This is a genomic window from Kribbella flavida DSM 17836, from assembly GCF_000024345.1.
GTDB classification, from domain to species: Bacteria; Actinomycetota; Actinomycetes; order Propionibacteriales; family Kribbellaceae; genus Kribbella; species Kribbella flavida.
In genome coordinates this window covers 3835453-3857761 of the sequence record NC_013729.1, presented here as the reverse complement: position 1 = coordinate 3857761, position 22309 = coordinate 3835453, and the positions used below count along the sequence as shown (strand labels likewise).

Below are 22309 nucleotides of genomic sequence, written 5' to 3'. Positions count from 1 at the left end.
GAGAACCCATGACACGACGACTCGGTACCGCGGCGCTCGCGTGCGCGGCCCTGCTGGTGGCGGCCGGCTGCAACGGAACATCGGTCGGTAACGGCGCGACCGGCGGCGCGGCCGGCGGGCAGGACGGCAAGGGCGACGTCACCGGCAGCCTGCAGCTGACCTTCTGGGGCGGCGCGAACCGGGCGGCCAAGACCAACGCGGTCGCCGACCTGTTCGTCAAGGCCCACCCCGGCGTCACCATCGACCGGCAGAACGCCGATTTCGGCAGCTACTTCAACAAGCTGAACATCCAGGCGTCCAGCAAGACGCTGCCCTGCGTGATGCAGCTGCAGGGCCGCCAGCTGAACGACTACACCAAGCGCAAGGTGCTGCTGCCGCTGGACCCGATGATCGAGTCCGGCGTGATCAAGGTCGACGACATTCCCCAGGAGGTCGTCGACACCGGCCGCGGCCCGGACGGCAAGCTCTACTTCCTGCCGTACGGCGCGGCGTACGACGCCGTCGGCGTGAACGAGACCCTCGCCCGGCAGGCCGGGATCGGGCTGCCGCCGGACAAGTACGACTGGAAGCAGTACACGGACTGGATCGCGTCGGCCAAGGGCAAGCTGCCCGACGGTGTCTTCGCGGCCGGTGCCCGTGGCGGGCTGCCGAACTACTTCATCGCCTACCAGCTCGCCAACGGCAAGCAGCTGTTCACCGACGACGGCAAGCTCGGGTTCGGCAAGGAGTCGCTGATCGAGTACTGGGAGATGTGGGAGCGGCTGCGCAAGTCCGGCGTGACGATGAGTGCCGACGCCCAGGCCGACGAGCCGCAGGGTGCGGAGCAGAACTTCGTCGCCCAGGGCCGGCTGATGACCGACAGCATGCCGGGCAACGCGCTCACCCCGGCCTCGGCGACGCTGGCCGGCCGGGCCGGCGGCCAGAAGCTGGTCACGCTGCCGATGCCGTCCGGCCCGAGCGGCTCGGGCAACGCGATGTTCACCTCCGGCTTCGCGATCCCGGTGAACTGCGACAACGTGCCGACCGCCGCGGCGTTCATCGACTTCTTCACCAACGACCTGGAGGCGGGCAAGATCTTCAAGTCCGACAACGGCGCGGCCACCAACCGCAAGGTGCTGCAGGCCCAGATCGACGACCCGCAGCTGCCGGCGCTGAAGAAGCACGAGCTGGAGCTGTTCGCGAAGATCGCGGCGAACAAGCCGCCGACGATCCTCTACCCGCCGGGCTACCAGGCCACCTTCGAGAACGCCTTCAGCCGGGCCTACGAGGAGATCGCCTTCGGCAAGAAGACCGTGCAGCAGGCGGCTGACTCGTTCTTCACCGAGGCGAACGCCGGACTGGGTGGCTGATGACCGAGACGCCAGGCGCGCTGGACGGTCTGCGGGTGCTGGACCTGACCCAGGTGATGGCCGGACCGTTCTGCACGATGCTGCTGGCCGACCTGGGCGCGGACGTGATCAAGATCGAGAACCCGGCTGCCGGCGACCAGACCCGCCGGTCCTGGGGCTACGCGGTGCAGGGCGAGGACAGTCGCGCCTTCCTCGCCCTGAACCGCAACAAGCGCAGCGTCTGCCTGGACCTCAAGGCGCCCGGCGACCTGGCGTCGTTCCACCGGCTGGTCACCACCGCCGACGTCGTGGTGGAGAACTTCCGGCCCGGCGTGACCAAGCGCCTCGGGGTGGACTACGAGACGCTGGCCGCGATCAACCCGCGGCTGATCTACGCCAGCGTCTCCGGGTTCGGCCAGACCGGTCCGTACGCCGACCGGCCGGGCTACGACCTGATCGCGCAGGCGATGTCGGGGGTGATGAGCATCACCGGCGCCCCGGGCGGTGAGCCGATGAAGTCCGGGCTGCCGGTCGGCGATCTCGGGGCCGGGCTGTTCTGTGCCTTCGGCATCGTCGCGGCGGTGCACGCCCGGGAGCGCACCGGGGCGGGCCAGTGCGTCGAGACCTCGTTGTTCGAGGCGGCGCTGGCGATGTCGGTCTGGGAGTCGACCGAGTACTGGGCGACCGGCGAGGTGCCGCAGCCGCTCGGATCGGCGAACCGGATGTCGGCGCCGTACCAGGCGCTGCGGACCAAGGACGGCCATCTCACCCTCGGGGCGAACAACGAGCGCCTCTGGCAACGACTCTGCACGGCGCTGGACGTCGCCGACCTGCTCGCCGATCCCCGGTTCGCCACCAACACCGACCGGATGGCGCATCGCGACGAGCTCGCCGCGGCGCTGGAGCAGCGCCTCGCCGCGGCGACCACCGACGAGTGGGTCGCCCGGTTGCTGGCGGCCGGCGTACCGGCCGGGCCGATCCAGGACTACCGGCAGGTCCTGGACGACGACCCGCACGTCAAGGCACGCGGCATGGTCCAGGAGATCGACCACCCGGTCGAGGGCCGGGTCCGGGTGCTGGGGTCGGCGGTCCGGCTGAGTGGGACGCCGGCGCGGATCCGTCGGCATCCACCGTTGCTGGGCGAGCACACCGCGGAGGTGCTCGGCGAATGAGTTCACTGGACGTCGAGCGCGACGGGCCGGTCCTGCGGCTGACGCTGTCGAACCCGGAACGCCGCAACGCGATCACCTGGCCGATGTACGACGGTCTGGCGGCGGTCGAGCCGATGGTCGCCACTGATCCCGGCATCCGGGTCGTGGTCCTGCGCGGAGCCGGTGGCGAGGCGTTCGCGGCCGGCACCGACATCCGGCAGTTCGCGGACTTCGTGACCGGCGAGCAGGGCGTCGAGTACGAGCGACGGATCGCGGCGGTGCTGCGCGGGCTGTTGCGGATCCGGGTGCCGGTGGTCGGCGTGGTCGAGGGGCCGGCGGTCGGTGCCGGTCTCGCGCTCGCGGCTTGCTGCGACCTGGTGGTCGCGACACCCGACGCGGTCTTCGGTGCACCCGTCGCGCGCACCCTCGGCAACACGCTGCCGCCGTTGGTCATCGCGCGGCTCCAGCAGCGGCTGGGTGCGGGCCGGACGATGGCGATGCTGCTCACCGCCCGGTTGCTACCGGCAACCGAAGCGCTGACCGCGGGGTTCGTCACCGAGCTGGTCGCGCGGGACGCTCTGGACCAGCACGTCGAGGACCTGCTGCAGGTCATCTGCGCGAACGCGCCGCTGACGCTGGCGTCGCTGAAGGAGTTCGAACGCCGGATCCTGCGCGACGGCCCGGCCGCGGAGGCGGACGACCTGCTGGCCGAGGTCTACGGCAGCCGCGACTTCCGCGCCGGGGTGCAAGCGTTCCTCGCGCACGAACCGATCGAGTGGGAGGGCCGATGACCGTCGACGCGCACCACCACTTCTGGCAGGTCGCCGCGCAGGAACAACCCTGGCGCGACGAGCGGCACGGCGCTATCGCCCGCGACTACTCGCCCGACGACCTCGCCGCCGAGCTCGCGGTCGCGGGGGTGGAGCGGACGGTGCTGATCCAGTCGGTCGACGAGCCGGCCGAGAACGACCGGCTGCTGCGGTACGCGGCGCAGGCGCCGTACGTCGGCGCGGTCGTCGGCTGGCTTCCACTCGCGGAGCCGCGGACAGCTCGCCGCGAGATCGCCCGGGTGGCGGACGATCTCGGCGGCTTCGCCGGCCGGTTCTCGGGGGTGCGATGCCTGGTGGGCCGGGATCCGCTGGAGTGGCTGAGCAAGCCTGCTGCGGTCGAGCTTTTCCGGGAGCTGGCCGCGGCCGGGATCAGCTGGGACGTCGTACCGGTGACGGCTGAGCAGACGAAGGCGGTGCTCGGGCTCGCGGACGCCGTACCGGAGCTGCGGATCGTGGTCGATCACCTCGGGCGGCCACCGATCGACACCGGCGGCTGGGAGCCGTGGGCCGGTCAGGTGCGGCAGCTGGCTGAGTGCCGCCAGGTGGCGATGAAGGTGTCGCTCGGCATCGACCTGCTCACCGAGCTGCGGCAGTGGCCCGACCTGGAGCGGTACCTGGACCGGGTGGTCGAGTGCTTCGGCGCCCGGCGGCTGATGCTCGCCAGCAACTGGCCCGTCGTCCTGCTGCGCGCCTCGTACGCCGAGGCGTGGTCTCGCCTGCGGACCGCCGTGGAGCACTGCCTGCACGACCCCGACGAACGCACAGCCGTCCTCGGAGGGACGGCTGCCGACTACTACCGGATCAACGGAAAGGTCTCCAGATGACTGTGACCGAGACAGCCGACGCCAACGACCTCGCCAGCCTGTACCGGCACCTGCGAGTGGTGGACGTCGCCGACGCGCTCGACGGCATCGGGTATTTCGACATCGGGTTGATGGCGCCGGACGTGCGGCCGTTGTGGCTGGGCATGAAGTTCTGGGGCCAGGCGGCGACGATCCGCGCGGTGCCGTCGAACCGGCCGATGTGGAAGCTGGACAGCACCCAGGACATCGTCGAGGCGCACCGGATCTGGTTCGAGCAGACCGGCAACGTGAAGCTGCCCGACGACCTGGCGCCGGGGCACGTGGTGGTGATGGACTCCGGCGGCGGCAAGGAGGTCGGCTTCTGGGGGTCGGAGAACGGCATGGGCGCGGTGCACCGCGGCGCGGCCGGCATCGTCACCGACGGGTACTGCCGCGACACCGCCGAGATCGTCGCGCAGCGCACGCCGATCTGCTCGCGAGCCCGCGGCCGGACCATCATCCCGGGCCGGATCAAGGTGGTGGAGACGCAGACCACCATCGCGTGCGGCGGGACGCAGGTCAGCCCGGGGGACATGATCGGCTGCGACGACGACGGCGTCATCGTGGTGCCGGCCGAGGTCGCCGAGGAGGTCGCCGTGCACGCCCGGGCGATCCTGCTCGCCGACATGCGCGCGCGGGCCAAGCACTACCAGGCACTCGGGATCAAGCCCGACAGCTCGATCGATCACGAGGCGGTCGAGCGGTACTACGCGGGGGCCTGAGTCCCGTGCGCGTGCGCCGCCTGGCGGCGGCGCACGCGTGTCGGTGGCGGCTACTAGGGTCTGGCGCCATGAGTTCCTACCTCGACACCACCCGGGCCTCCTACGACACCGTTGCCGCGGACTACCACACGCTGGTGGCGCCGCGGTTCGACGATCCGTTCCACCGGGCGGTGATCGGGCTGCTCGGTGATCTGCTCGCCGCTGGGCAGGGCGGGCCGGTCGGCGATCTGGGCTGCGGGCCCGGCCACGTCACGGCGTACCTGGCGGAGCTCGGGATGGACGCGTTCGGGGTGGACCTGTCGCCGGAGATGGTCGCGGTGGCGCGGACGGAGTACCCGGGGCTGCGGTTCGAGACCGGGTCGCTGCTCGGGCTCGACCTGCCCGACGGTGAGTTGGCCGGCGCTCTGGCGTTCTACTCGCTCGTGCACACCCCGGCCGAGGATCTGCCGACGGCGTTCGCCGAGATCCACCGCGTGCTGGCGCCGGGCGGCCTGTTCCTGTACGCGTTCAAGTCCGGCAACGACCGCTACCACCTGACCCAGGGGTACGGGCACCCGCTGGAGCTCGACGTCTACTGCTACGAGCCGGCCCGGATCCACGAGTTGCTGGCGGCCGCGGGGTTCGGCGAGGTGGCGACGCTGACGCGGCCGGCGCTGGACGGGGAGAAGACAGCGCAGGCGTTCTTGATCGTCCGCAAGCCCCAGTGAACGGGCGGGACCGGTGATCCCGGCCCCGCCCAGCGGCGGCTCAGCCCTTGATGGCGCCGGACGTCATGCCGGCGACGATCTGGCGGTTGAAGAACAGGAACATGATCAGCGGCGGGATCGTGATCAGCAGGATGTTCATGAACAGCAGGTTGTACTGCGTGGTGAACTGACCGGAGAAGTTGTACAGGGTCAGCTGCACGGTCGCGTTCTGGTCGCCGGGCAGGAAGTACAGCGGGTTGACGAAGTCGTTGAACACCGTCACCGACTGCACCACCACGACCGTCACGATCACCGACTTCAGCAGCGGGAAGATCACCTGGAAGAACAGCCGCAACGGGCCGGCGCCGTCGATCACCGCCGCCTCGTCGAGCTCGCGGGGGATGGTCGCGACAAAAGCCCGGAACAGCAGCACGCAGAACGACAGCCCGAACGCGATCTCGATCAGGATCAGCCCGCTCATGGTCCGGAACAGGCCGAACTGCTGCAGCACCCAGATCGTCGGCACCACGGCCGGCGGGATGATCAGCCCGGACAGCACCAGGAAGTTGATGAACGGGTTCCACCGGCTGCGGCGGCGCTGCAGCACGAACCCGGCCATCGCCGCCAGCACGACCATGCCGGTCACGCTGGCCACGGTCAGCACGGTGCTGTTGATGAAGGCGATCACCAGCATGTAGTCGCGGGCCTCGATCACCTCGACGAAGTTCTGCGCGAACCGGAGTTGGTGCGGCCAGGAGAAGTCGAGCAGCGCGGCCTGCTGGCGGTCCTTCACCGCGGTCAGCACGATGAACGCGAACGGCACGACGAACACCACGATGGAGGCCAGGATCGCGACCGCACTGAGCAGGTAGTTGCGGCCCGGTCTGTGGTTGACGAGTTCTGCGGTCACCGGGCCTCCCGGTCTGGACTGAGGAGCGCAGCGACGAGGGAAGACCGGGAGCTGAAGCCCCGGGACCACGCCGGTGCCGGAGGCCCGGCCAAAAGCACGGTGCTCACAGGTCTACCTCCTTGCGGTTGAGGAACCACGACAACGGCAGGACGACCGCCGTGACCACCAAGAACAGCACCACGTTGCCGGCCGTCGACAGGCCGTAGAACCCGGCCTGGTACTGCTTGTAGATCACCGACGCGATCACGTCGGAGGTGAAGCCCGGTCCGCCTCGCGTCATCGCCCAGATCAGGTCGAACGACCGCAGCCCGCCGATCAGCGACAAGATGATCACCGTGACGGTGGCCGGCCGGGACAGCGGCAGCACGATCCGGCGGAACGTGTGCCAGGCCCCGGCCCCGTCGACCCGGGCCGCCTCCAGGTACTCGCGCGGGATCGACACGATGCCCGCGATGTAGATCAGGGTGGCCAGGCCGACGCCCTTCCAGACGTCGACGACCGCCACCGACAGCAGCGCGTACCGCGGGTCGGTCAGCCAGCCGGGCCCGTCGATGCCGATCACGCCCAGCGCGCCGTTGATCAGCCCGCGTTCGGGATTCATCAGCACGGTGAAGGTGAGACCGACGCCGATCGTGCTGACCAGCACCGGGAAGAAGACCACCGACCGCAGGTAGCTGCGGCCGATGACGCGGGAGGTGAGCAGGACGGCGAGCAGCAGCCCGAGCACGACCTTCGAGCCCGACGTGACGACCGCGAAGATCAGCGTGTTGGTGAAACCCTTGACCAGCTGAGGCTCCTGGAAGAACAGCCGGAAGTTCTCCAGCCCGATGAACTTCGACTCGAACAGCGTCCAGCGGGTCAGGCTGAAGTAGAGCGAGGCGAAGGTCGGTACGACGAACAGCACGCCGTAGATGACGGCCGACGGCAGGTAGAACCAGTTCGGGTAGGGGCTGTAGACCTTGCCTCCGGCCGCGCGTGCGGCCCGGGGTGCCTCGGTGCGGGACCGTGGACGGGTGGACGTGATCGCCACTCGCCTCACCAACCCGCCAGTCCGAGTTGCTGGGCCTGCTTCTTGACGTCGTCGTCGTACCGGGCGGCGCCGTCCTTCGCCTTGCGGATGCCCGAGCCGACCTCGACGGTGATCTGCTCCAGCGACGGGCCCTTGACCGGTGAGAGGAACTCCAGCGCGAGGCTCGAGCCGCCGTCCTTGTCCAGGTACGGCTGCATGTCCTTGATCGACCGCGGGACGTCGGACGGAAGTTCGCAGCCGTTGACGGCGTACGGGCCGGTGGGCGAGCCCACGGCGGCCAGCGCTTTGCAGCCGTCCGGGCTGGCGACGAAGGCGAGGAACTTCTTCGCCGCCTCGAGCTTGTCGCCGGTGGTGGTGCTCGGGATGTAGATGCCGGCCGGCGTCCACACGGTCAGGCCGTTCTTGCTCGCGTCGTCACCAGGCAGCGCGAACAGGCCGACGTCCTTGGCCGCGTTCGGGTTGGTCGCGATCATGTCGTTGACCACGCCGGTCAGGATCGGGTAGTGCGCCCCCTTGCCCTGGGCGAGCTGGCGCAGCCCGTCGGGCAGCTTGGCCGAGGCGAAGTCCTTGTTCTGGTAGCCGGCGTCGTGCACCTGCTGGGTGTGCTCGAAGCCCTTCAGAGCCGCCGGCGAGGTGGCGTACTTCGCCTGGTTCTTGGTGTACCGGTCGGCGAAGTCGGGCTCGGCGGCCGCGACGTTGTGGAAGTCGCCGAGCACGAACAGCTGGGAGGTCCAGGTCTCGCCGTAGGTCTGCACCACCGGGGCCACCCCGGAGGCCTTGATCTTGGCGTTGTTGGCCATGAACTCGGCCCAGGTCCGGGGCACCTTCAGCCCGAGCTTGCTGTAGATCGGGATGTTGTAGAGCACCGCCCCGCCCATGAACCCGCCCGACGGTACCCCGTACACCTGGTCGCCGGCGGTCACCGTCTTGGTGAAGTTCTCGTCCAGGTCGCCGATGTAGGGCTGGTCGCTGATCGGCACGAGGTTCTTCTGCGGGGCGATGGCCTGGAACAGCGACCCGGTGTTGTAGAGGAACACGTCGGTCATGTCGCCGGTGGACAGCCGGGTCTTGACGATGTTGTCGCCCTCGGTGCCGCCGGGCCGGCTCTCCACCTTGACGGTGATGTCCGGGTTCTTCGCGGTGAAGTCCTTGCTGAGCTGTTCGGCCTCCTTGATGTCCTGCTCCTGGTTGCCGGTCAGGTAGGTGAGCGTGACCGAGCCGGCGCCGCCTTCGTCGCTCGACCCGAGGCTGCCCGCGCTGCACGCGGTCAAAGCGAGCGTGCAGACCGCGACGACGGCCGGTCCTGTCGTGCCTGGGCGAAATCTCATCATGACCTCCAAGGATGGTGCTGCGTGCTGGTCAGGGGCGGGAAGTCCGGTTCCGTGCGGTGGTCATCGGCCGAGCACGGAGTCGAGCTCGGCCTGCAGGGCTTCGGCGCTGGGGGAGAAGCCACGGGGACTGACGGCGTCGACCAGTTCGGTCGCGGGGTGGTCGAGGTAGCGCTCCAGCCGCCCGGCGAGCTCGGCGTCGTCGGCGACGATCCCGGTCCGGGTCGCCGCGGCGGCGAGCGTCGTCCAGCTCGGCTCGTGGTCAATCAGCTGCCGGATGGTGGCGTCGGCGGGCAGTGGCGGCGTCTCGCCGTACACGTCGTCGGCCGTCCACTCGTGCGTGCCGTGCCCGACCTCGACCGGCGCGCTCTCACCCGGTACGGCGACCCGGGCCCGGGCACCCACCGGCACGGTCACCTCGAGCCGGACCCGGCCGCCGGAGCGGCTCCACGCGACGGCCGCTTCGCCGTACGGCGTGAGGTGGCGGGCCGACGCCTTGGTGAGGTGCGCGGTGAACAGCGGATCGACGACGATCCTGCGGTAGCCGGGATCGCCGGGAGCCAGGCCCGCGACCCGACGGTGCATCCAGTCCGCGACCGCGCCGAGGGCGTAGTGGTTGAACGACGTCATCTGGCCGGGATTGATGCTGCCGTCGGGCAGCATGCTGTCCCAGCGTTCCCACACCGTCGTGGCGTCCATCGTCACGGCGTACAGCCAGGACGGGCAGCCGGTCTCCAGCAGCAGGCGGTACGCCAGGTCGGGATGTCCGGAATCGGCCAGCGCGTCGGCCATCAGCGGCGTACCGACGAAGCCGGTGCTGATCCGGAAGCCGGCGGTCCGGACGAGATCGGCGAGGCGTTCGCCGGCCCGCTTCCGCTGTGCTTCGGTGGGCAGCAGCGCCCACTGCAGCGCCAGCGCGTAGTTGGTCGCGGCATCGCTGAGCACCCGGCCGCTCCCGGTCGTGTACTCCGCGGCGAAGGCCTGCCGGACGCGGGCCGCCAGCTCGGCGTACTCGCGGGCGAGCTCGCCGGCGCCGACCACCTCGGCCGCGAGGGCGACGACCTCCGCGGAGCGGGCCAGGTGGGCGGTGGCCAGTACGTCCGGGTCGGCCTTCGCGCGGAACGGGTCGTCCGGCGGCGCGGTCGGGTCGAGCCAGTCGCCGAACTGGAAGCCGCCCACCCACAGCAGGTCGTCGCCGGCGAGCCCGGCCATCCGGTCCACCCAGGCCCGCATGCTCGGCAGCTGACGGGCCAGCAGACCGGCGTCCCCGGTGCGCTCGTAGAGCACCCAGGGCACGATCGTTGCCGCGTCACCCCAAGCCGCGGTCGCCGGACCGGGCTGCCGGAGCACGTCGGGGACGACGAACGGCACCGACCCGTCCTTGTGCTGCTCGGCGATCAGGTCCGCCAGCCAGTTGGTGAGAAAGCCCGCGGTGTCGAACAGGAAGCTCGCGGTGGGGGAGAAGACCTGGATGTCGCCGGTCCAGCCGAGCCGCTCGTCGCGCTGCGGACAGTCGGTCGGCACGTCGAGGAAGTTGCCGCGCATGCCCCAGACGACGTTCTCGTGGAACCGGTCCAGCAGCGGGTGCGACGACTCGAACCAGCCCGTCCGCCGCAGGTCCGAGCCGACCACGACGGCCTCGACGTCCTCGGCCCGCAGGTCCGGGACGCCGGTGATCTCGGCGTAGCGGAAACCGTGGAACGTCAGCGTCGGCTCCAGCGTGACCTCGTCCGGGCCGGCCAGGACGAAGCTGTCGGTCGCCTTGGCCGTGCGTAGCGGCCGGACCCCGAGCTCGCCGTCCTCGAGCACCTCCGCGTGGCGCAGCACGATCTCGTCACCGGCCGCGCCGCCCCGGACCCGCAACCGCAGCCGGCCGACGACGTTCTGGCCGAAATCGACCAAAGTCTTGCCGGCGGGGGAGGTGGTGACCGCCTTGGCGGGCAGGACGTCGGTGACGCGGACGGGTGGGCCGTCGGGCGCGACCAGCAGACTCAGGTCGGCGTCCAGGACGTCCACCGGTCCCGGCTCGCCGAGCGTGCGGCGCAGGTCGACGTGCTGACCGTCGTACAGGTCGTCGGCCAGCACGTTGGTCTCGCGGGTGGTCCACGTTCCGTCGCTGGCGAGAACCTTCACCTCGCCGGTCGCGGTGGTGACCTCGAGCTGGGCCAGGACGGCCAGCCGGTCGCCGTAGAGGGAGTGTTTGCCGTGGAAGCCGAGCCGGCCGCGGTACCAGCCGTTGCCGACCAGGAGTTCCAGCCGGTTCTCACCCGGCGCGACGAGATCCGTCACGTCGTAGGTCTGGTAGCGCAGCCGTTGCTCGTACGCCGTCCAGCCGGGCGCGAGTTGCTCGTCGCCGACCCGGGTGCCGTTGAGAGTGGGCTCGTAGATCCCGTGCGCGGTCGCGTAGAGCCGGGCCTGCGCGATGTCCGCGGGGAGATCGATCACGCCGCCGATCAGGGGAGCGGGCGCCTCGTGTCCGGCGTTCTCGCGTGGACTGACGAAACGCGCCGTCCAGTCGTCGGCGCTGAGCAGCCCGGCTTCCACGGTGGCCGGGTCGCTCCACTGGCTCCAGTCGCCGTCGCCGCGGACGCGAACCCGCACGGTCGCCGACTCCCGCGCCGCCAGCGGCGTACCGGGCCAGGGCACCAGGACCTGGTCGGCGGAGTCGACGGTGTACTGCTCAGGTGCGGCGTCACCGCGGGCGATCTCCACTTCGTAGCCGGCCTGCCGGTAGTCGTCGGGGGCGGTGGGAACCTGCCAGGACAACCGGGGCGTCGCCGTGCCGATCCCCAGCACCGGGCCGGGGTCGGTGCGGTGCTCGAAGCGGAGACGGGCGGGAGCTGCGGGAAACGACATCGGCACTCCATTCCGGACTGAAACGATTCATCGACGGCGATGACTGAGCGGGGTCGGTTGCGGTACGGGAGGGGGGCGGGAGGTTTCGCCTGTTCCCCGATCTTGGGGCCGGCGCTGGGCCCGGCATAGCCCGCAGTGCACTCGTGGTAGCACAAAATGCACATCGGCTCGTATGTTGGAGCATGCACGAACCGCCGGTCCGGGCGACCCGGACGCTGCTGCACTTCGTCGACGGCACGCTGGCGTACGCGGGCCGCTACCTGCACGAGGACAGCCACGCGGTGCACACCCACAGCTTCTTCGAGGTGGCCGTCGTGATCGGCGGCGACGGCGTGCATCTCAGTCTCGCCGGGCGGCAGCGGTTGACCACGGGCGACGTGGTCCTGCTCCGGCCGGGCGTGTGGCACGGGTACGAGGACTGCCACGATCTGCGGCTCTACAACTGCTGCTTCTCCGCCGACCTGATGCAGCGCGAGCTGGCCTGGACCCGTGAGGACCCGCTGCTCGGCTACCTGCTGTGGACCGGTCCGTTCTCCGCGCAGCGGCGAGGCATGCTCACCACCCACCTCGACGCGGGCACCCTCGCCGAGCTGCTCGACCATCTCGACGGACTGGAGCAGCTGCGCGACCATCCGGTGAGCCTGCACCGCGGTGACATCGTCGGCCGCCTCTCGCTGGTGCTGAGCTGTCTGGCGCGCGCTGTCGCCGACGCCGGCGACAGCCGGGGTGACGGGCACACGCATCCGGCGGTGCTCGACGCGATGCGCAGGATGGAGGCCCGGCCGGCGTACCAGTGGACGCTGACCGAGCTGGCCGACGAGCTGCACCTGGCCCCGGGGTACCTGGTCCGGTTGTTCAAGTCGGCCACCGGTCTACCGCCGATGGCCTACCTGTCACGTCACCGGGTCGAGCTGGCGGCCCATCGCCTGCTGCACACCGACGAGCCGATCAGCCGGATCGGTGAGGCGGTGGGGTGGCCCGACCAGAACTACTTCGCCCGCCGGTTCAAGTCGCACTTCGGCTTGAGCGCGTCCAACTACCGCGCCCTGTTCAGTCACGCGGGCGGCCCGCGGATCGCCCGATCAGCACCTCGAGACCGTCCAGAATCCGCTGCAGGCCGAAGGTGAATCCCGCATTGTGCTGATCGCCGGGGTCGCGCAGCGCCGCCGCCAGGCCCGGAAACCGCTCCGGCTGCTCGGTGACGGCCCGGACCAGAGCTGCGGTGATGTCCTGCTCGGTCACTCCGGTGCTGACGCCGGGAATGGTCAGGGTCTGCTGGGCCGTCGTGCGGACGTGTCCGCTGAGCACGAGGATCATGTCGAGCTGCTCGGTGCCGGAGAGTCCGGTACCGGCCAGGGCAGTCAGGCCGCGGTCGGTCCAGGTCAGCTCGTTCGGACCGATCGGGCGCCGGCCAATCGTTGACTGAAGCAACCATGGGTGCCGCTCGAAGGCCCGGTAGAGGTCGTGCGTCCAGTTCGACAGTGCCTCCCGCCATCCGCTGGCCGGACGCTCGGGCGGCACCCCGACGGCCAGGTCGCTCATCACGGCGACCAGTTCGGCCTTGCCCGGCAGGTAGCGGTAGAGCGCCATCTTGGTGAGGCCGAGCTCGCCGGCCACCCGCTGCATCGACACCGCCTCCAGGCCCTCGGCGTCGGCGACCGCCACCGCGGCCTCGGCGATGCCGGTCAGTGTGGTCGCCGGTTTCGGGCCGCGGCGCGGCGCCGGCTTGCGGTTCCACAGCAGATCGCTCACGCCGGCTCCTCCGGTTGTCATTCCAGCGGAACTGTGTCTACCATACACTTTACTGTGTCCGATGGATACAGTTCCACGTTTCCCGGGAGGTTCCATGCGTAGAGTTCTGATTTCCGGCGCCAGCGTCGCCGGTCCCGCGCTCGCGCTGTGGCTCGGGCGCGCCGGGTACGCCGTGACCGTGGTCGAGCTGGCTCCGGCCCTGCGATCCGGCGGGTACGCGGTCGACTTCCGCGGCGAGTCGCAGCTGCGGGTGCTGCAACGGATGGGTGTGCTGGCCGAGCTGCGTGAGCGGCAGACCGGGGGAAGCCCGATGCGCTTCGTGGACGAGGGTGGCCGGACGTTGCTGCGGCTGCCGCCCGAGTTCGCCGGGGGAGCGCTGGAGGTGTTGCGGTCGGATCTGGCTCAGGTGCTGTACGAGCACAGCCGCGAGCGAGCGGCGTACCGGTTCGGTGACTCGGTGGCGAAGCTGGAGCAGCACGCGAAGGGCGTCGACGTCACGTTCGAGAGTGGCATCGAGGAGACCTACGACCTGGTCGTCGGCGCGGACGGTCTGCACTCGGCGGTACGCCGGATCGCCTTCGGCCCGGAGCGGGACTACGTCCGGCATCTCGGCTACTACGTCGCCGGGTGGGACCTGCCCAACGTCTTCGGCGCGGAGCCGGAGCCGCTGATGTACAACGTGCCGGGCCGGATGGCGAGCTTCGGTGTCAACGCCCGGGATCCGGCCCGGGCCGGCGCCTGGGTGGTCTTCAAGTCGGCTGAGCTGAGCTACGACCGGCGCGATCCAGAGCAGCACAAGCAGCTGGTGCGGGACCACTTCGCCGACCTGGGGTGGCGAGTTCCGGAGCTGCTCGGCGGCCTCGACGCCACGACCGACCTGTACTTCGACTCGATCAGCCGGGTGGACGTGCAACGGTGGTCGACCGGCCGGATCGTGCTGCTGGGCGACGCCGGGTACGGCGCGACCGTCGGCGGGATGGGGACCGGGACCGCGATCCTCGCTGCCTACGTGCTGGCCGGGGAGCTGGCGACCCAGCCGGATCAGGGCGCCGCGTTCTCGGCGTACGAGCGGTTGCTGCGCAAGCCGGTCCGCAGTACCCAGCAGGGCGGCGACCGGACCGGCAAGTTCCTCGCGCCGGGGACTCGCTTCGGCATCGCCGCTCGCAACCGGCTGATGAGCACGCCGCTGCTGCTGAACAGCATGCTGAAAGTCGGCGAGAAGATCAGCGGGGGGATCCCGGTCCCGCAGTATCCGCTCGCTGCTGCGAATCCGCGTCCCAGCCCCGGCCGATCGAGCGCAGGAGGTCGGGGTAGACCCACAGGTAGCGGAACGGCTTGATCAATCTCATGTACGCCGCGCCGAGCGGGCCGTTCGGTTTCACCAGGACCGCCATCTGCCCGCGGTAGCCGCCGGTGCCGTCGGGGACCCATCCCAGGTGCAGCACACCGTGCACCGTCGCGTTCGCGAGCTCGGCCGCCCACTCGTCGTGGGTACGGAACACCGAGCTGAACGGCCCGTCCTCCGTCTCCGGCCCACGAGGACCGGCCAGCAGGTCGGCCGGCAGCCGGTCCCGCAACGTCGGGACCCGCTTTCCGAGACTGGCCTTGTCCTTGTCCCACCCGAACAGAGCTCCGAGCTTCCACCGCAACGCCATCAGGAAGCGGGCCGGCGGCGACGAGAGCAGGAACGGCTCGCCGGGGCGCGGCTCGGAGAACCGGGCCAGCAGCCGCTCGAAGTCGTCCGGGCCACCAGGGGTCGGCAGCGCCCAGACGTCCTCGAGCGCGAAGTCGGGGGTGATCTCGTGCACGCGCCACGGGCGCTCGGTGTGTTCGGTCGGCGGAAGTCTCATCGGTGGGCCCTTCGCAGCAGTCGGCTATACGATGCCGTACACAACGACCGTAGACCGGTCTGTACGGTGGCGTACAGATCGGCGCGATGTGAGAGGAGACACAGCGTGGGTGCGACCCGGACACCGCGCGGCCGCTGGATCGAGCAGGGGCTGCGGATGCTCGCGGCCGGCGGCCCGGAAGCCGTCCGGATCGAGCCGATCGCCCAGGCGCTCGGCGTCACCAAGGGCGGCTTCTACGGCTACTTCAAGAACCGCGACGCGCTGCTCACCGAGATCCTCGACACCTGGGAGCGGGAGACCACCGAGGCGCTCATCGAGCGGGTCGAGAGCGAGGGCGGCGACGCCCGGACCCGGCTGGACCGGCTGTTCACCCTGGTCGCGGCACCGGACGTGCCGGTGACCGGTACCGCCGCCGACCTGGCGATCCGCGACTGGGCCCGGCGCGACGAGCAGGTCGCACGCCGGCTCCAGCGGGTGGACGACCGCCGGATGGACTACCTGCGGCTGCTGTTCGGCGGCATCTGCGAGGACGAGGAGGACGTCGAGGTGCGCAGCCTGCTCGCCTTCACGCTGCGGATCGGCAACTCGTTGGTGGCCGCGCGCCACGGTGAGCGCACGCGCGCGGACGTGCTCGAGCTGACCAGGCAGTGGTTGCTGAGGTAGTCCTACTTCAGCAGCGGAAGCTTGTGCAGGAACGACTCCCAGCTGTCCGGCAGCCAGCCGGGCACGCCCAGCACGGCCAGGTAGAGCCAGATTCCCACCAGGACGCAGACGAACAGCGCGAGCGTCCCGAGCGCCTTCAGCCAGGCCGGCTGCTTGCCCGTCCAGGCGGTGAGCTCCTGGACCCAGCCCTTCACCCGGTACAGCAGCCGCTGGGCCCACTCGAACTCGCTGGCCAGCACGGCCAGACCCGCGATGAACAAGGGAATGCCGCCCGGTCCCGGCAGCCAGCCGGTCAGCGGGGCGGCGATGATCAGCACGCCACCGACCACGCCCACGCCGATCCGGTAGATCGCGTGCTTGCGCGGATCAGCACGGATCCTGCGCCGCCACTCCCAGCGGTCGTCCTGGGCGTCCAGCGTGATGTTGTCGTCCGTGCGGTCCGGACTGGTCTGCTCGGCCACCACCACAGCGTACGTGCTGCAGGGGCTCGTTCCTGGCAACTGTGACCCCTGACTCGGCCCTGAATTCCACCCTGGTCAGGCAGTGTTCACCCGCTGCTCAAACCATGGTCACGCACTGGCAGGGCGGCCGAACTCCCAGTGCCACGGCTCCTCGCGGTTGCCGCCCTGCTTGGCCCACTCCGGGTGCACCCAGCCGTACGCCGCGGCGTTCTGCACCATCCACTGGTGCTGGGCGGTGCCGAACCGGTCGACGCCGCCGCACAGGTCGATGGCGACGCCCCAGCCGTGGTTCGACGTACCGGGCAGGGCGGCGAGCGACGGCTTGCGGCCGTACAGGTCGACCTGGGAGGCGTAGGAGCGGTAGGAGTCGGTGATGCACAGCGCCTTGCCGAAGCGGTTCCGGTAGGCCGTGGCCAGCTGCGAGTAGGCCGCCGCGGCGTCGCAGCGCAGCGAGTGACCGTTGCCGACGGCACAGAGCTTGGACAGCGGGATCATGCCGTTGCTGTAGCCACCCCAGCCCAGACTCGTGCTGCCGGTCGCCAGGAACGACATCGGGTTGACCGGGTCGCCGCCGAGCCGGACCTCGAAGTGCAGGTGCGGGCCGGTCGAGTTGCCTTCATTGCCGACCGCACCGATCTGCTGGCCGGCGGCGACCCGGCTGCCGTCGGCGACAGTGATCGAGCTGAGGTGCGCGTACAGCGTCTCCAGGCCGTTGCCGTGATCGATCCGGACCAGGTTGCCGGCCCAGGCCGGGTGCTCGACCCGGATCGTGCCCGCGGTGACCGCCCGGACCGGCGTACCGGTGGCGGCGGGGAAGTCCTGACCGGTGTGCACGCCGCTGGACCACAGCGCGCCGGACTGGCCGTACGGCGTGCCGATCTCGTACCTGCCGTCGGCCAGCGGCCAGGTCCACGCGCCGCTGCCGACGTCGTACGACGTGGCGGTGTTGCCGCAGCGGAACGCGTACGCCTCGGAGGTCGCGGCCGGGGCAACCTGGGGCTTGACCGGCTTGCCCAGCGTCGGCCGGAGCGCGGCGTACAGGCTGTCCGGGACGGCGGTGACCACGACCGAGCCCTTGCCTTCGTCGGCGGCGATCATCTCGCCACCGTCGAGCGCGATGCCGATGTGGAACAGGCCGACCGAGCGGCTGCCCATCACCAACAGGTCGCCCGGCTGGACCGAGGCGCCCGGCACCTGCTGGTAGTTCGGGTAGACCTTGCCGATCAGGTTCGGCAGCGTCGTGTAGGGCTGCCAGGCGGTCCGGGCGGCGCCGAGGCAGCCGTATTTTTCCGGGCCGGTGGCGGCGACGCCGTACGGCTTGCCGAGCAGGGCGAACGCCTGGTTGACCGCGTGGATCGTCTCGGCCGGCAGCACCCGGACCGCGCGGCCACCGTCGACGACGGAGGCGGCGCCGGGCACCGGCTTGCCGGCGGCGGTCAACGGCTTCAGACCGGCCGGCAGCTTCCCCGGGTTGCGCAGAGCGCTCGCGGCGGGCGCCTTCACCCCGGCGGCCGCGAGCTCGGCCAGATAGGTCTGCCAGCGGGACTTGGCCTGCTGGTTGCGGGTCGACTGCAGCTGCTGCGAGAGCTGGGTGGCGCCGGCCAGGTCGGCGAGCTGGCCCTGCATCGTCATCGCGGCGTTCGCCGCCTTCTGCTGCACCTCCTGGCTCAGCTGACGGGCCTTCGTGGCCGCGGCGTCGGCGGCCTTGCGTTTGGTGGTCGCGTCGTTGGCGGCCGTCCCGGCTGCGTTCTCCGCGGCGCTGGCCGCGTTGTACTGCGCGACCTGGTTGCTGCTGAGCTGCTTGATGGCGGTCTGCCGGTCGGCGATCTCCTGCAGGTTCTCCGCGACGGGGGCCAGGGACCAGAGCATCGACTCGGCGCCCAGCGCGGTCGGGATGCCCAGCTGGTAAGCCTGGGCGGTGAGCAGCCCGAGCTTGCGCCGCTCGGCCTCGGAGCGTGTCTTCTTAGTGGCGGCGAACTGTTCGGCCCGCTTGGCGGCGGCCTCGGTGGCCTGGGCGGTCCGCAGCGCGTTGGTGTAGGCGATGGTGGCCTTGGCGAAGTCGGCCTGCACGGCGGCGGCCTCGGCCTGCAGCTGCTCCAGCGACCGGTTCACGTCGGTCACCGAGGCCGGCGGCGGCGTGGGGTCGTCGGCGTACGCGGGCAGGGCGAAGCCGGCCAGCAGCGTGCCCAGTGCGGCGAACCGCAGCCCGCGCCTGTTCCTCATCCGGCCCCCATCGGCTTCTCGCCCCACGCGCACGAAGGAGGACGGCCCCCGTGCGAGGCCAGCGTAGGCGTCGGCGGGGCCGGGCGGAAGCCCTGCTCACCGATCGTGACCACCACCCGGCCGGGCGCGGGGCGGCCCACCGGCACGGGCAGCTGGCGCGAGGCACTAAAGTTCATCGCATGGCCTCGCACTTTGACGTTGTTGTCCTCGGCGCCGGCCCGGGTGGGTACGTCGCGGCGATCCGCGCCGCCCAGCTCGGGCTCAAGACCGCCATCATCGAGAAGAAGTACTGGGGCGGTGTCTGCCTGAACGTGGGCTGCATCCCGTCCAAGGCGCTGCTGCGCAACGCCGAGCTGGCGCACATCTTCGGCAAGGAGGCGAAGACCTTCGGCATCAGCGGCGAGGTGAGCTTCGACTTCCCGACGGCCGTGCAGCGCAGCCGGAAGGTGGCCGACGGCCGCGTCAAGGGCGTGCACTTCCTGATGAAGAAGAACGGCATCACCGAGTTCGACGGCTGGGGCAGCTTCGTCGACGCCAACACCCTCGACGTCGCGCTGAACGACGGCGCCTCGGAGACCGTCACCTTCGACCACTGCATCATCGCGACCGGCGCGACCACCAAGCTGCTGCCCGGCACCCAGCTGAGCGACCGGGTGGTGACCTACGAGGAGCAGATCCTCACCGAGGAGCTGCCCGGCAGCATCGTGATCGCCGGCGCCGGTGCGATCGGCGTCGAGTTCGCGTACGTGCTGGCCAACTACGGCGTCAAGGTGACGATCGTGGAGTTCCTGGACCGGATCGTCCCGCTGGAGGACGTCGAGGTCTCCAAGGAGCTCGCGAAGGCGTACAAGAAGCTCGGCGTCGACGTGCTCACCTCGACCCGGGTCGACACGATCGACGACTCCGGCGACAAGGTGAAGGTCACCGTCACCGGCAAGGACGGCAACCAGCAGACGCTGGAGGCCGACAAGGTGATGCAGGCGATCGGCTTCCAGCCGCGCGTCGACGGCTACGGCCTGGACAAGATCGGCGTGAAGCTGACCGAGCGCGGCGCGATCGACGTCGACGGCTTCCTGCGCACGAACGTGCCGAACATCTTCGCCATCGGCGACGTGAACGCGAAGCTGATGCTCGCCCACGCCGCCGAGGCGATGGGCGTGATCGCGGCCGAGACCATCGCCGGGCACGAGACGATGGAGCTGGACTACGTGATGATCCCGCGGGCCACCTTCTGCCAGCCCCAGGTCGCCAGCTTCGGCTACACCGAGGAGCAGGCCAAGGAGAAGGGCTACGACGTCAAGGTCGCCAAGTTCCCCTTCACCGCCAACGGCAAGGCGCACGGCCTGGGCGACGCCACCGGTTTCGTCAAGGTGATCAGCGACGCCAAGTACGGCGAGCTGCTGGGCGCCCACCTGATCGGCCCCGAGGTCACCGAGCTGCTGCCCGAGCTCACGCTGGCCCAGAAGTGGGACCTGACCACCAAGGAACTCGCCCGCAACGTGCACGCCCACCCGACCCTGAGCGAAGCCCTGCAGGAGGCCTTCCACGGCCTCGAGGGCCACATGATCAACTTCTGACGCCAGGCTCCGCGCTCACCACGGCGGCGACCACGGGAAGCACACTTCCTGGTGGTCGCCGCCGTTGTCGTGCGGGCCTGCTACGGCAGGTGGACGAACTTGGTGACCACGGCGGCGTCCGGCGTGTGGAGGTGGAGGGCCAGGCCCGGGGGAGCGGTCGGGTCGAGCAAGCCCTGGGCGGCCGCGGGTTCGAACGGCAGCGGGACGGCTGAGCGGATCCCCGGCGCCAGCAGGAGCGGGAGATCGGCGAAGGTCGTGGCGACGCCGTTGTGCAGGTGACCGGCGAACAAGGCGGTGACGGGGTGCCGGCGCAGGACGGCGGCGAACGGCGCGGCGTCCCGCAGCAGCCACTGGTCGATCGCCGGGGCGTGCAGACCGACGGGCGGGTGGTGGAACGCGACAAAAACCGGCCCGTCAGTGGGCTCGGACAGTACCCCGTCCAGCCAGCCGAGGGATTCCGCGGCGAGCTCGCCGTGGTCCTCGCCGGGCACGGTGGTGTCGAGCAGCACGAACCGGGCGCCGCCGACGTCCCGGACCTGGTGCACGGGATGACCGGCGCCGGGGGAGTCGACGTACGCCGTGAGACCGGCGCGGAACGGCTCACTGAGGTCGTGGTTGCCGGGGAGCACGAGCACCGGGACGTCGAAGGCGGCCAGCTCCGCGGCGACCTCGGCGTACTCCGTGCCGTGGTCGGCCAGGTCGCCGGTGACCAGGACGACGTCAACCGGCCGGGTGAACGACCGCACGTACGCCGTCACGCGGCGCAGCCGGTCCTGTGCCTCGGGCGTTCCGTCCAGGTGCGGGTCACTCAAGTGAGCGATCACGAACAATTCTGCTGCCTCCTCGGATAGACCAGCAGGCTAGCCGCCGGCCGGCGCGTCCACCTGGACCCGGTGGACGCGCCGTTGTCGCCGGGACCGGAGGAATTCGCCGCCAGCGCCCCGTGCCGTTGCGGGGGCGACAGGGTAGGCAGCGTGGGTGAACCCGGTGCTGACGCGCCGGTGACCGGCGAGCGATTGTTGCGATCCGGTCGCAGGTGCCTCAAGAATGTGCGCATGCACGTTCCTGACGGGTTCTTCGACGCACCGACGTCGCTGGCGACCGGACTGATCGCGGCCGGTGCCGTCGGGGTCAGCCTGCGGCGCGCCAACCAAGAGATCCGCGAGACCGGGCCGGCGCTGGCCGGGCTGACCGCGGCCTTCGTCTTCGCCGTGCAGATGGTGAACTTCCCGGTCGGCGCCGGCACCAGCGGGCACCTGCTCGGCGGAGTGCTCGCCGCCGCACTGGTCGGTCCGTGGACGGCGGTGCTGGTGATGTCGACCGTGCTGCTCGTGCAGGGACTGCTGTTCGCCGACGGCGGCCTGACCGCGCTCGGCACCAACATCACACTGATGGGACTGGTCACGGTCCTGGTCGGCTACTTCGTCACCCGCGCCCTGATCCAGGTGCTGCCGAAGCGGGTGGGCACCATCGTCCCGTCGGCAGCGCTCGGCGCACTGGTCTCCGTCCCGGCCGCGGCACTCGCCTTCACCGGCCTGTACGCCGCCGGGGGCGCGGTCGAGATCCCGCTCGGCCAACTGATGACCGCGATGGTCGGCTGGCACGTCCTGATCGGGCTCGGTGAGGCGGTGATCACCGCGGCCGTGCTGAGTGCGGTGGTCGCGACCCGTCCCGACCTCGTGTACGCTGCCCGGCACCTGCGCTCCGACCTCGTCCTGGTCGGCGCCGACGGCAACTCCACGACCGTGTCGCCGGACCGGCTGATCGCGGCCAAGCCTGCCGGGCGCAGCCTCGGCGTCGGCGTCGCGGTCACCCTGCTCATCGCCGGCTTCGTCAGCCTGTTCGCGAGCGCGCACCCCGACGGTCTGGAGTTCGTCGGCGGCAAGCTCGGCTTCGAGAGCGCCGCGAAGGACTCCGCGGTGGCCGGCAGCCCGCTCGCCGACTACGGCGTGAGCGGCATCGGCAACGGTCAGGTCTCCGGCGCGCTGGCCGGCATCATCGGCGTGCTGGTCACGATCGCGGTCGGCCTGGCGGTCGCCAAGCTCGCCTCCCTGCGCTCCGCGGCCCGCGCCGACAAGGTCGTTTGATGCCGCCGGCGGT

Annotated in this window: 20 protein-coding genes; 11 read left to right on the top strand and 9 right to left on the bottom strand. The window is 70.5% G+C overall.

Annotated features, from left to right (window positions below; translation table 11 throughout):
- Positions 1–8: 8 nt before the first annotated feature.
- From KFLA_RS17820 to KFLA_RS17795, 6 genes are all read left to right on the top strand, one after another.
- The gene (locus KFLA_RS17820) at positions 9–1349 is read left to right on the top strand and encodes an ABC transporter substrate-binding protein (RefSeq protein ID WP_012921202.1); all 1341 of its coding nucleotides are present in this window, start codon (positions 9–11) and stop codon (positions 1347–1349) included.
- Entirely contained in the window at positions 1349–2500 is a 1152-nt protein-coding gene (locus KFLA_RS17815) for a CaiB/BaiF CoA transferase family protein (protein WP_012921201.1), read from the top strand. Before KFLA_RS17820 ends, KFLA_RS17815 begins: the two co-directional genes overlap by 1 nt.
- Entirely contained in the window at positions 2497–3270 is a 774-nt protein-coding gene (locus tag KFLA_RS17810; RefSeq protein ID WP_012921200.1) for an enoyl-CoA hydratase, read from the top strand. Before KFLA_RS17815 ends, KFLA_RS17810 begins: the two co-directional genes overlap by 4 nt.
- On the top strand, positions 3267–4133 hold the full coding sequence (locus KFLA_RS17805; RefSeq protein WP_012921199.1) for an amidohydrolase family protein: 867 nt from the start codon (positions 3267–3269) through the stop codon (positions 4131–4133). Before KFLA_RS17810 ends, KFLA_RS17805 begins: the two co-directional genes overlap by 4 nt.
- Positions 4130–4873 (top strand): RraA family protein, encoded by a 744-nt coding sequence (locus KFLA_RS17800; RefSeq protein WP_012921198.1) that lies wholly within the window; start codon positions 4130–4132, stop codon positions 4871–4873. The genes KFLA_RS17805 and KFLA_RS17800 overlap by 4 nt, the downstream gene beginning before the upstream one ends.
- A 68-nt stretch (positions 4874–4941) precedes the next feature.
- Positions 4942–5580 carry a class I SAM-dependent DNA methyltransferase gene (locus KFLA_RS17795; RefSeq protein ID WP_012921197.1) on the top strand — a complete coding sequence of 213 codons (639 nt, stop codon included), beginning with the start codon at positions 4942–4944 and terminating at the stop codon, positions 5578–5580.
- 40 nt (positions 5581–5620) lie between these two features.
- Here the strand turns inward: KFLA_RS17795 and KFLA_RS17790 are convergent, their stop codons facing one another.
- The 4 genes from KFLA_RS17790 to KFLA_RS17775 form a co-directional block, all read right to left on the bottom strand.
- Complete coding sequence (locus tag KFLA_RS17790) at positions 5621–6469, bottom strand: carbohydrate ABC transporter permease (RefSeq protein WP_012921196.1); 849 nt, start codon at positions 6467–6469, stop codon at positions 5621–5623.
- Positions 6470–6572: 103 nt separating this feature from the next.
- Complete coding sequence (locus KFLA_RS17785; protein WP_237706529.1) at positions 6573–7499, bottom strand: carbohydrate ABC transporter permease; 927 nt, start codon at positions 7497–7499, stop codon at positions 6573–6575.
- 5 nt (positions 7500–7504) lie between these two features.
- Entirely contained in the window at positions 7505–8827 is a 1323-nt protein-coding gene (locus KFLA_RS17780) for an ABC transporter substrate-binding protein (protein ID WP_012921194.1), read from the bottom strand.
- Between the two features lie 63 nt (positions 8828–8890).
- Positions 8891–11683, bottom strand: coding sequence for an alpha-L-rhamnosidase (locus tag KFLA_RS17775; protein WP_012921193.1), 2793 nt, complete (start codon positions 11681–11683; stop codon positions 8891–8893).
- Positions 11684–11865: 182 nt separating this feature from the next.
- Between KFLA_RS17775 and KFLA_RS17770 the strand changes: the two genes are divergently transcribed.
- On the top strand, positions 11866–12810 hold the full coding sequence (locus tag KFLA_RS17770; RefSeq protein WP_012921192.1) for a helix-turn-helix transcriptional regulator: 945 nt from the start codon (positions 11866–11868) through the stop codon (positions 12808–12810).
- Here KFLA_RS17770 and KFLA_RS17765 read toward each other — a convergent pair.
- The gene (locus KFLA_RS17765; RefSeq protein ID WP_012921191.1) at positions 12734–13435 is read right to left on the bottom strand and encodes a TetR/AcrR family transcriptional regulator; all 702 of its coding nucleotides are present in this window, start codon (positions 13433–13435) and stop codon (positions 12734–12736) included. The genes KFLA_RS17770 and KFLA_RS17765 overlap by 77 nt on opposite strands.
- Before the next feature lie 94 nt (positions 13436–13529).
- Between KFLA_RS17765 and KFLA_RS17760 the strand changes: the two genes are divergently transcribed.
- Positions 13530–14774 carry an FAD-dependent monooxygenase gene (locus KFLA_RS17760; protein ID WP_012921190.1) on the top strand — a complete coding sequence of 415 codons (1245 nt, stop codon included), beginning with the start codon at positions 13530–13532 and terminating at the stop codon, positions 14772–14774.
- On the opposite strand, the gene KFLA_RS36250 is transcribed toward KFLA_RS17760, so the two are convergent.
- A complete protein-coding gene (locus KFLA_RS36250) occupies positions 14659–15285 on the bottom strand; it encodes a DUF2867 domain-containing protein (RefSeq protein WP_012921189.1) in 627 nt (208 codons plus the stop codon). The two genes, KFLA_RS17760 and KFLA_RS36250, sit on opposite strands and share 116 nt — an antisense overlap.
- A gap of 105 nt (positions 15286–15390) precedes the next feature.
- On the opposite strand from KFLA_RS36250, the gene KFLA_RS17750 reads away from it, so the two are divergent.
- A complete protein-coding gene (locus KFLA_RS17750) occupies positions 15391–15948 on the top strand; it encodes a TetR/AcrR family transcriptional regulator (protein ID WP_012921188.1) in 558 nt (185 codons plus the stop codon).
- Between the two features lie 2 nt (positions 15949–15950).
- On the opposite strand, the gene KFLA_RS17745 is transcribed toward KFLA_RS17750, so the two are convergent.
- Positions 15951–16409, bottom strand: coding sequence for a PGPGW domain-containing protein (locus KFLA_RS17745; RefSeq protein WP_237706528.1), 459 nt, complete (start codon positions 16407–16409; stop codon positions 15951–15953).
- A 108-nt stretch (positions 16410–16517) separates the two neighbouring features.
- A complete protein-coding gene (locus tag KFLA_RS17740; protein ID WP_012921186.1) occupies positions 16518–18632 on the bottom strand; it encodes a peptidoglycan DD-metalloendopeptidase family protein in 2115 nt (704 codons plus the stop codon).
- 179 nt (positions 18633–18811) lie between these two features.
- On the opposite strand from KFLA_RS17740, the gene lpdA reads away from it, so the two are divergent.
- The gene (gene lpdA, locus KFLA_RS17735; protein WP_012921184.1) at positions 18812–20209 is read left to right on the top strand and encodes a dihydrolipoyl dehydrogenase; all 1398 of its coding nucleotides are present in this window, start codon (positions 18812–18814) and stop codon (positions 20207–20209) included.
- Positions 20210–20289: 80 nt separating this feature from the next.
- Here the strand turns inward: lpdA and KFLA_RS17730 are convergent, their stop codons facing one another.
- Positions 20290–21033 (bottom strand): metallophosphoesterase, encoded by a 744-nt coding sequence (locus KFLA_RS17730; RefSeq protein ID WP_237706527.1) that lies wholly within the window; start codon positions 21031–21033, stop codon positions 20290–20292.
- A 231-nt stretch (positions 21034–21264) separates the two neighbouring features.
- On the opposite strand from KFLA_RS17730, the gene KFLA_RS17725 reads away from it, so the two are divergent.
- On the top strand, positions 21265–22296 hold the full coding sequence (locus KFLA_RS17725) for an energy-coupling factor ABC transporter permease (protein ID WP_012921182.1): 1032 nt from the start codon (positions 21265–21267) through the stop codon (positions 22294–22296).
- Positions 22297–22309: the final 13 nt, after the last annotated feature.

Bases quoted from the DNA above. Each gene is read 5' to 3' on its own strand.
- KFLA_RS17815 (WP_012921201.1), top strand. From the start codon at position 1,349: ATGACCGAGACGCCAGGCGCGCTGGACGGTCTGCGGGTGCTGGACCTG.
- KFLA_RS17795 (WP_012921197.1), top strand. From the start codon at position 4,942: ATGAGTTCCTACCTCGACACCACCCGGGCCTCCTACGACACCGTTGCC.
- KFLA_RS17780 (WP_012921194.1), bottom strand. From the start codon at position 8,827: ATGAGATTTCGCCCAGGCACGACAGGACCGGCCGTCGTCGCGGTCTGC.
- lpdA (WP_012921184.1), top strand. From the start codon at position 18,812: ATGGCCTCGCACTTTGACGTTGTTGTCCTCGGCGCCGGCCCGGGTGGG.
- KFLA_RS17810 (WP_012921200.1), top strand. From the start codon at position 2,497: ATGAGTTCACTGGACGTCGAGCGCGACGGGCCGGTCCTGCGGCTGACG.
- KFLA_RS17800 (WP_012921198.1), top strand. From the start codon at position 4,130: ATGACTGTGACCGAGACAGCCGACGCCAACGACCTCGCCAGCCTGTAC.
- KFLA_RS17805 (WP_012921199.1), top strand. From the start codon at position 3,267: ATGACCGTCGACGCGCACCACCACTTCTGGCAGGTCGCCGCGCAGGAA.
- KFLA_RS17760 (WP_012921190.1), top strand. From the start codon at position 13,530: ATGCGTAGAGTTCTGATTTCCGGCGCCAGCGTCGCCGGTCCCGCGCTC.
- KFLA_RS17740 (WP_012921186.1), bottom strand. From the start codon at position 18,632: ATGAGGAACAGGCGCGGGCTGCGGTTCGCCGCACTGGGCACGCTGCTG.
- KFLA_RS17725 (WP_012921182.1), top strand. From the start codon at position 21,265: ATGCACGTTCCTGACGGGTTCTTCGACGCACCGACGTCGCTGGCGACC.
- KFLA_RS17775 (WP_012921193.1), bottom strand. From the start codon at position 11,683: ATGTCGTTTCCCGCAGCTCCCGCCCGTCTCCGCTTCGAGCACCGCACC.
- KFLA_RS17770 (WP_012921192.1), top strand. From the start codon at position 11,866: ATGCACGAACCGCCGGTCCGGGCGACCCGGACGCTGCTGCACTTCGTC.
- KFLA_RS36250 (WP_012921189.1), bottom strand. From the start codon at position 15,285: ATGAGACTTCCGCCGACCGAACACACCGAGCGCCCGTGGCGCGTGCAC.
- KFLA_RS17820 (WP_012921202.1), top strand. From the start codon at position 9: ATGACACGACGACTCGGTACCGCGGCGCTCGCGTGCGCGGCCCTGCTG.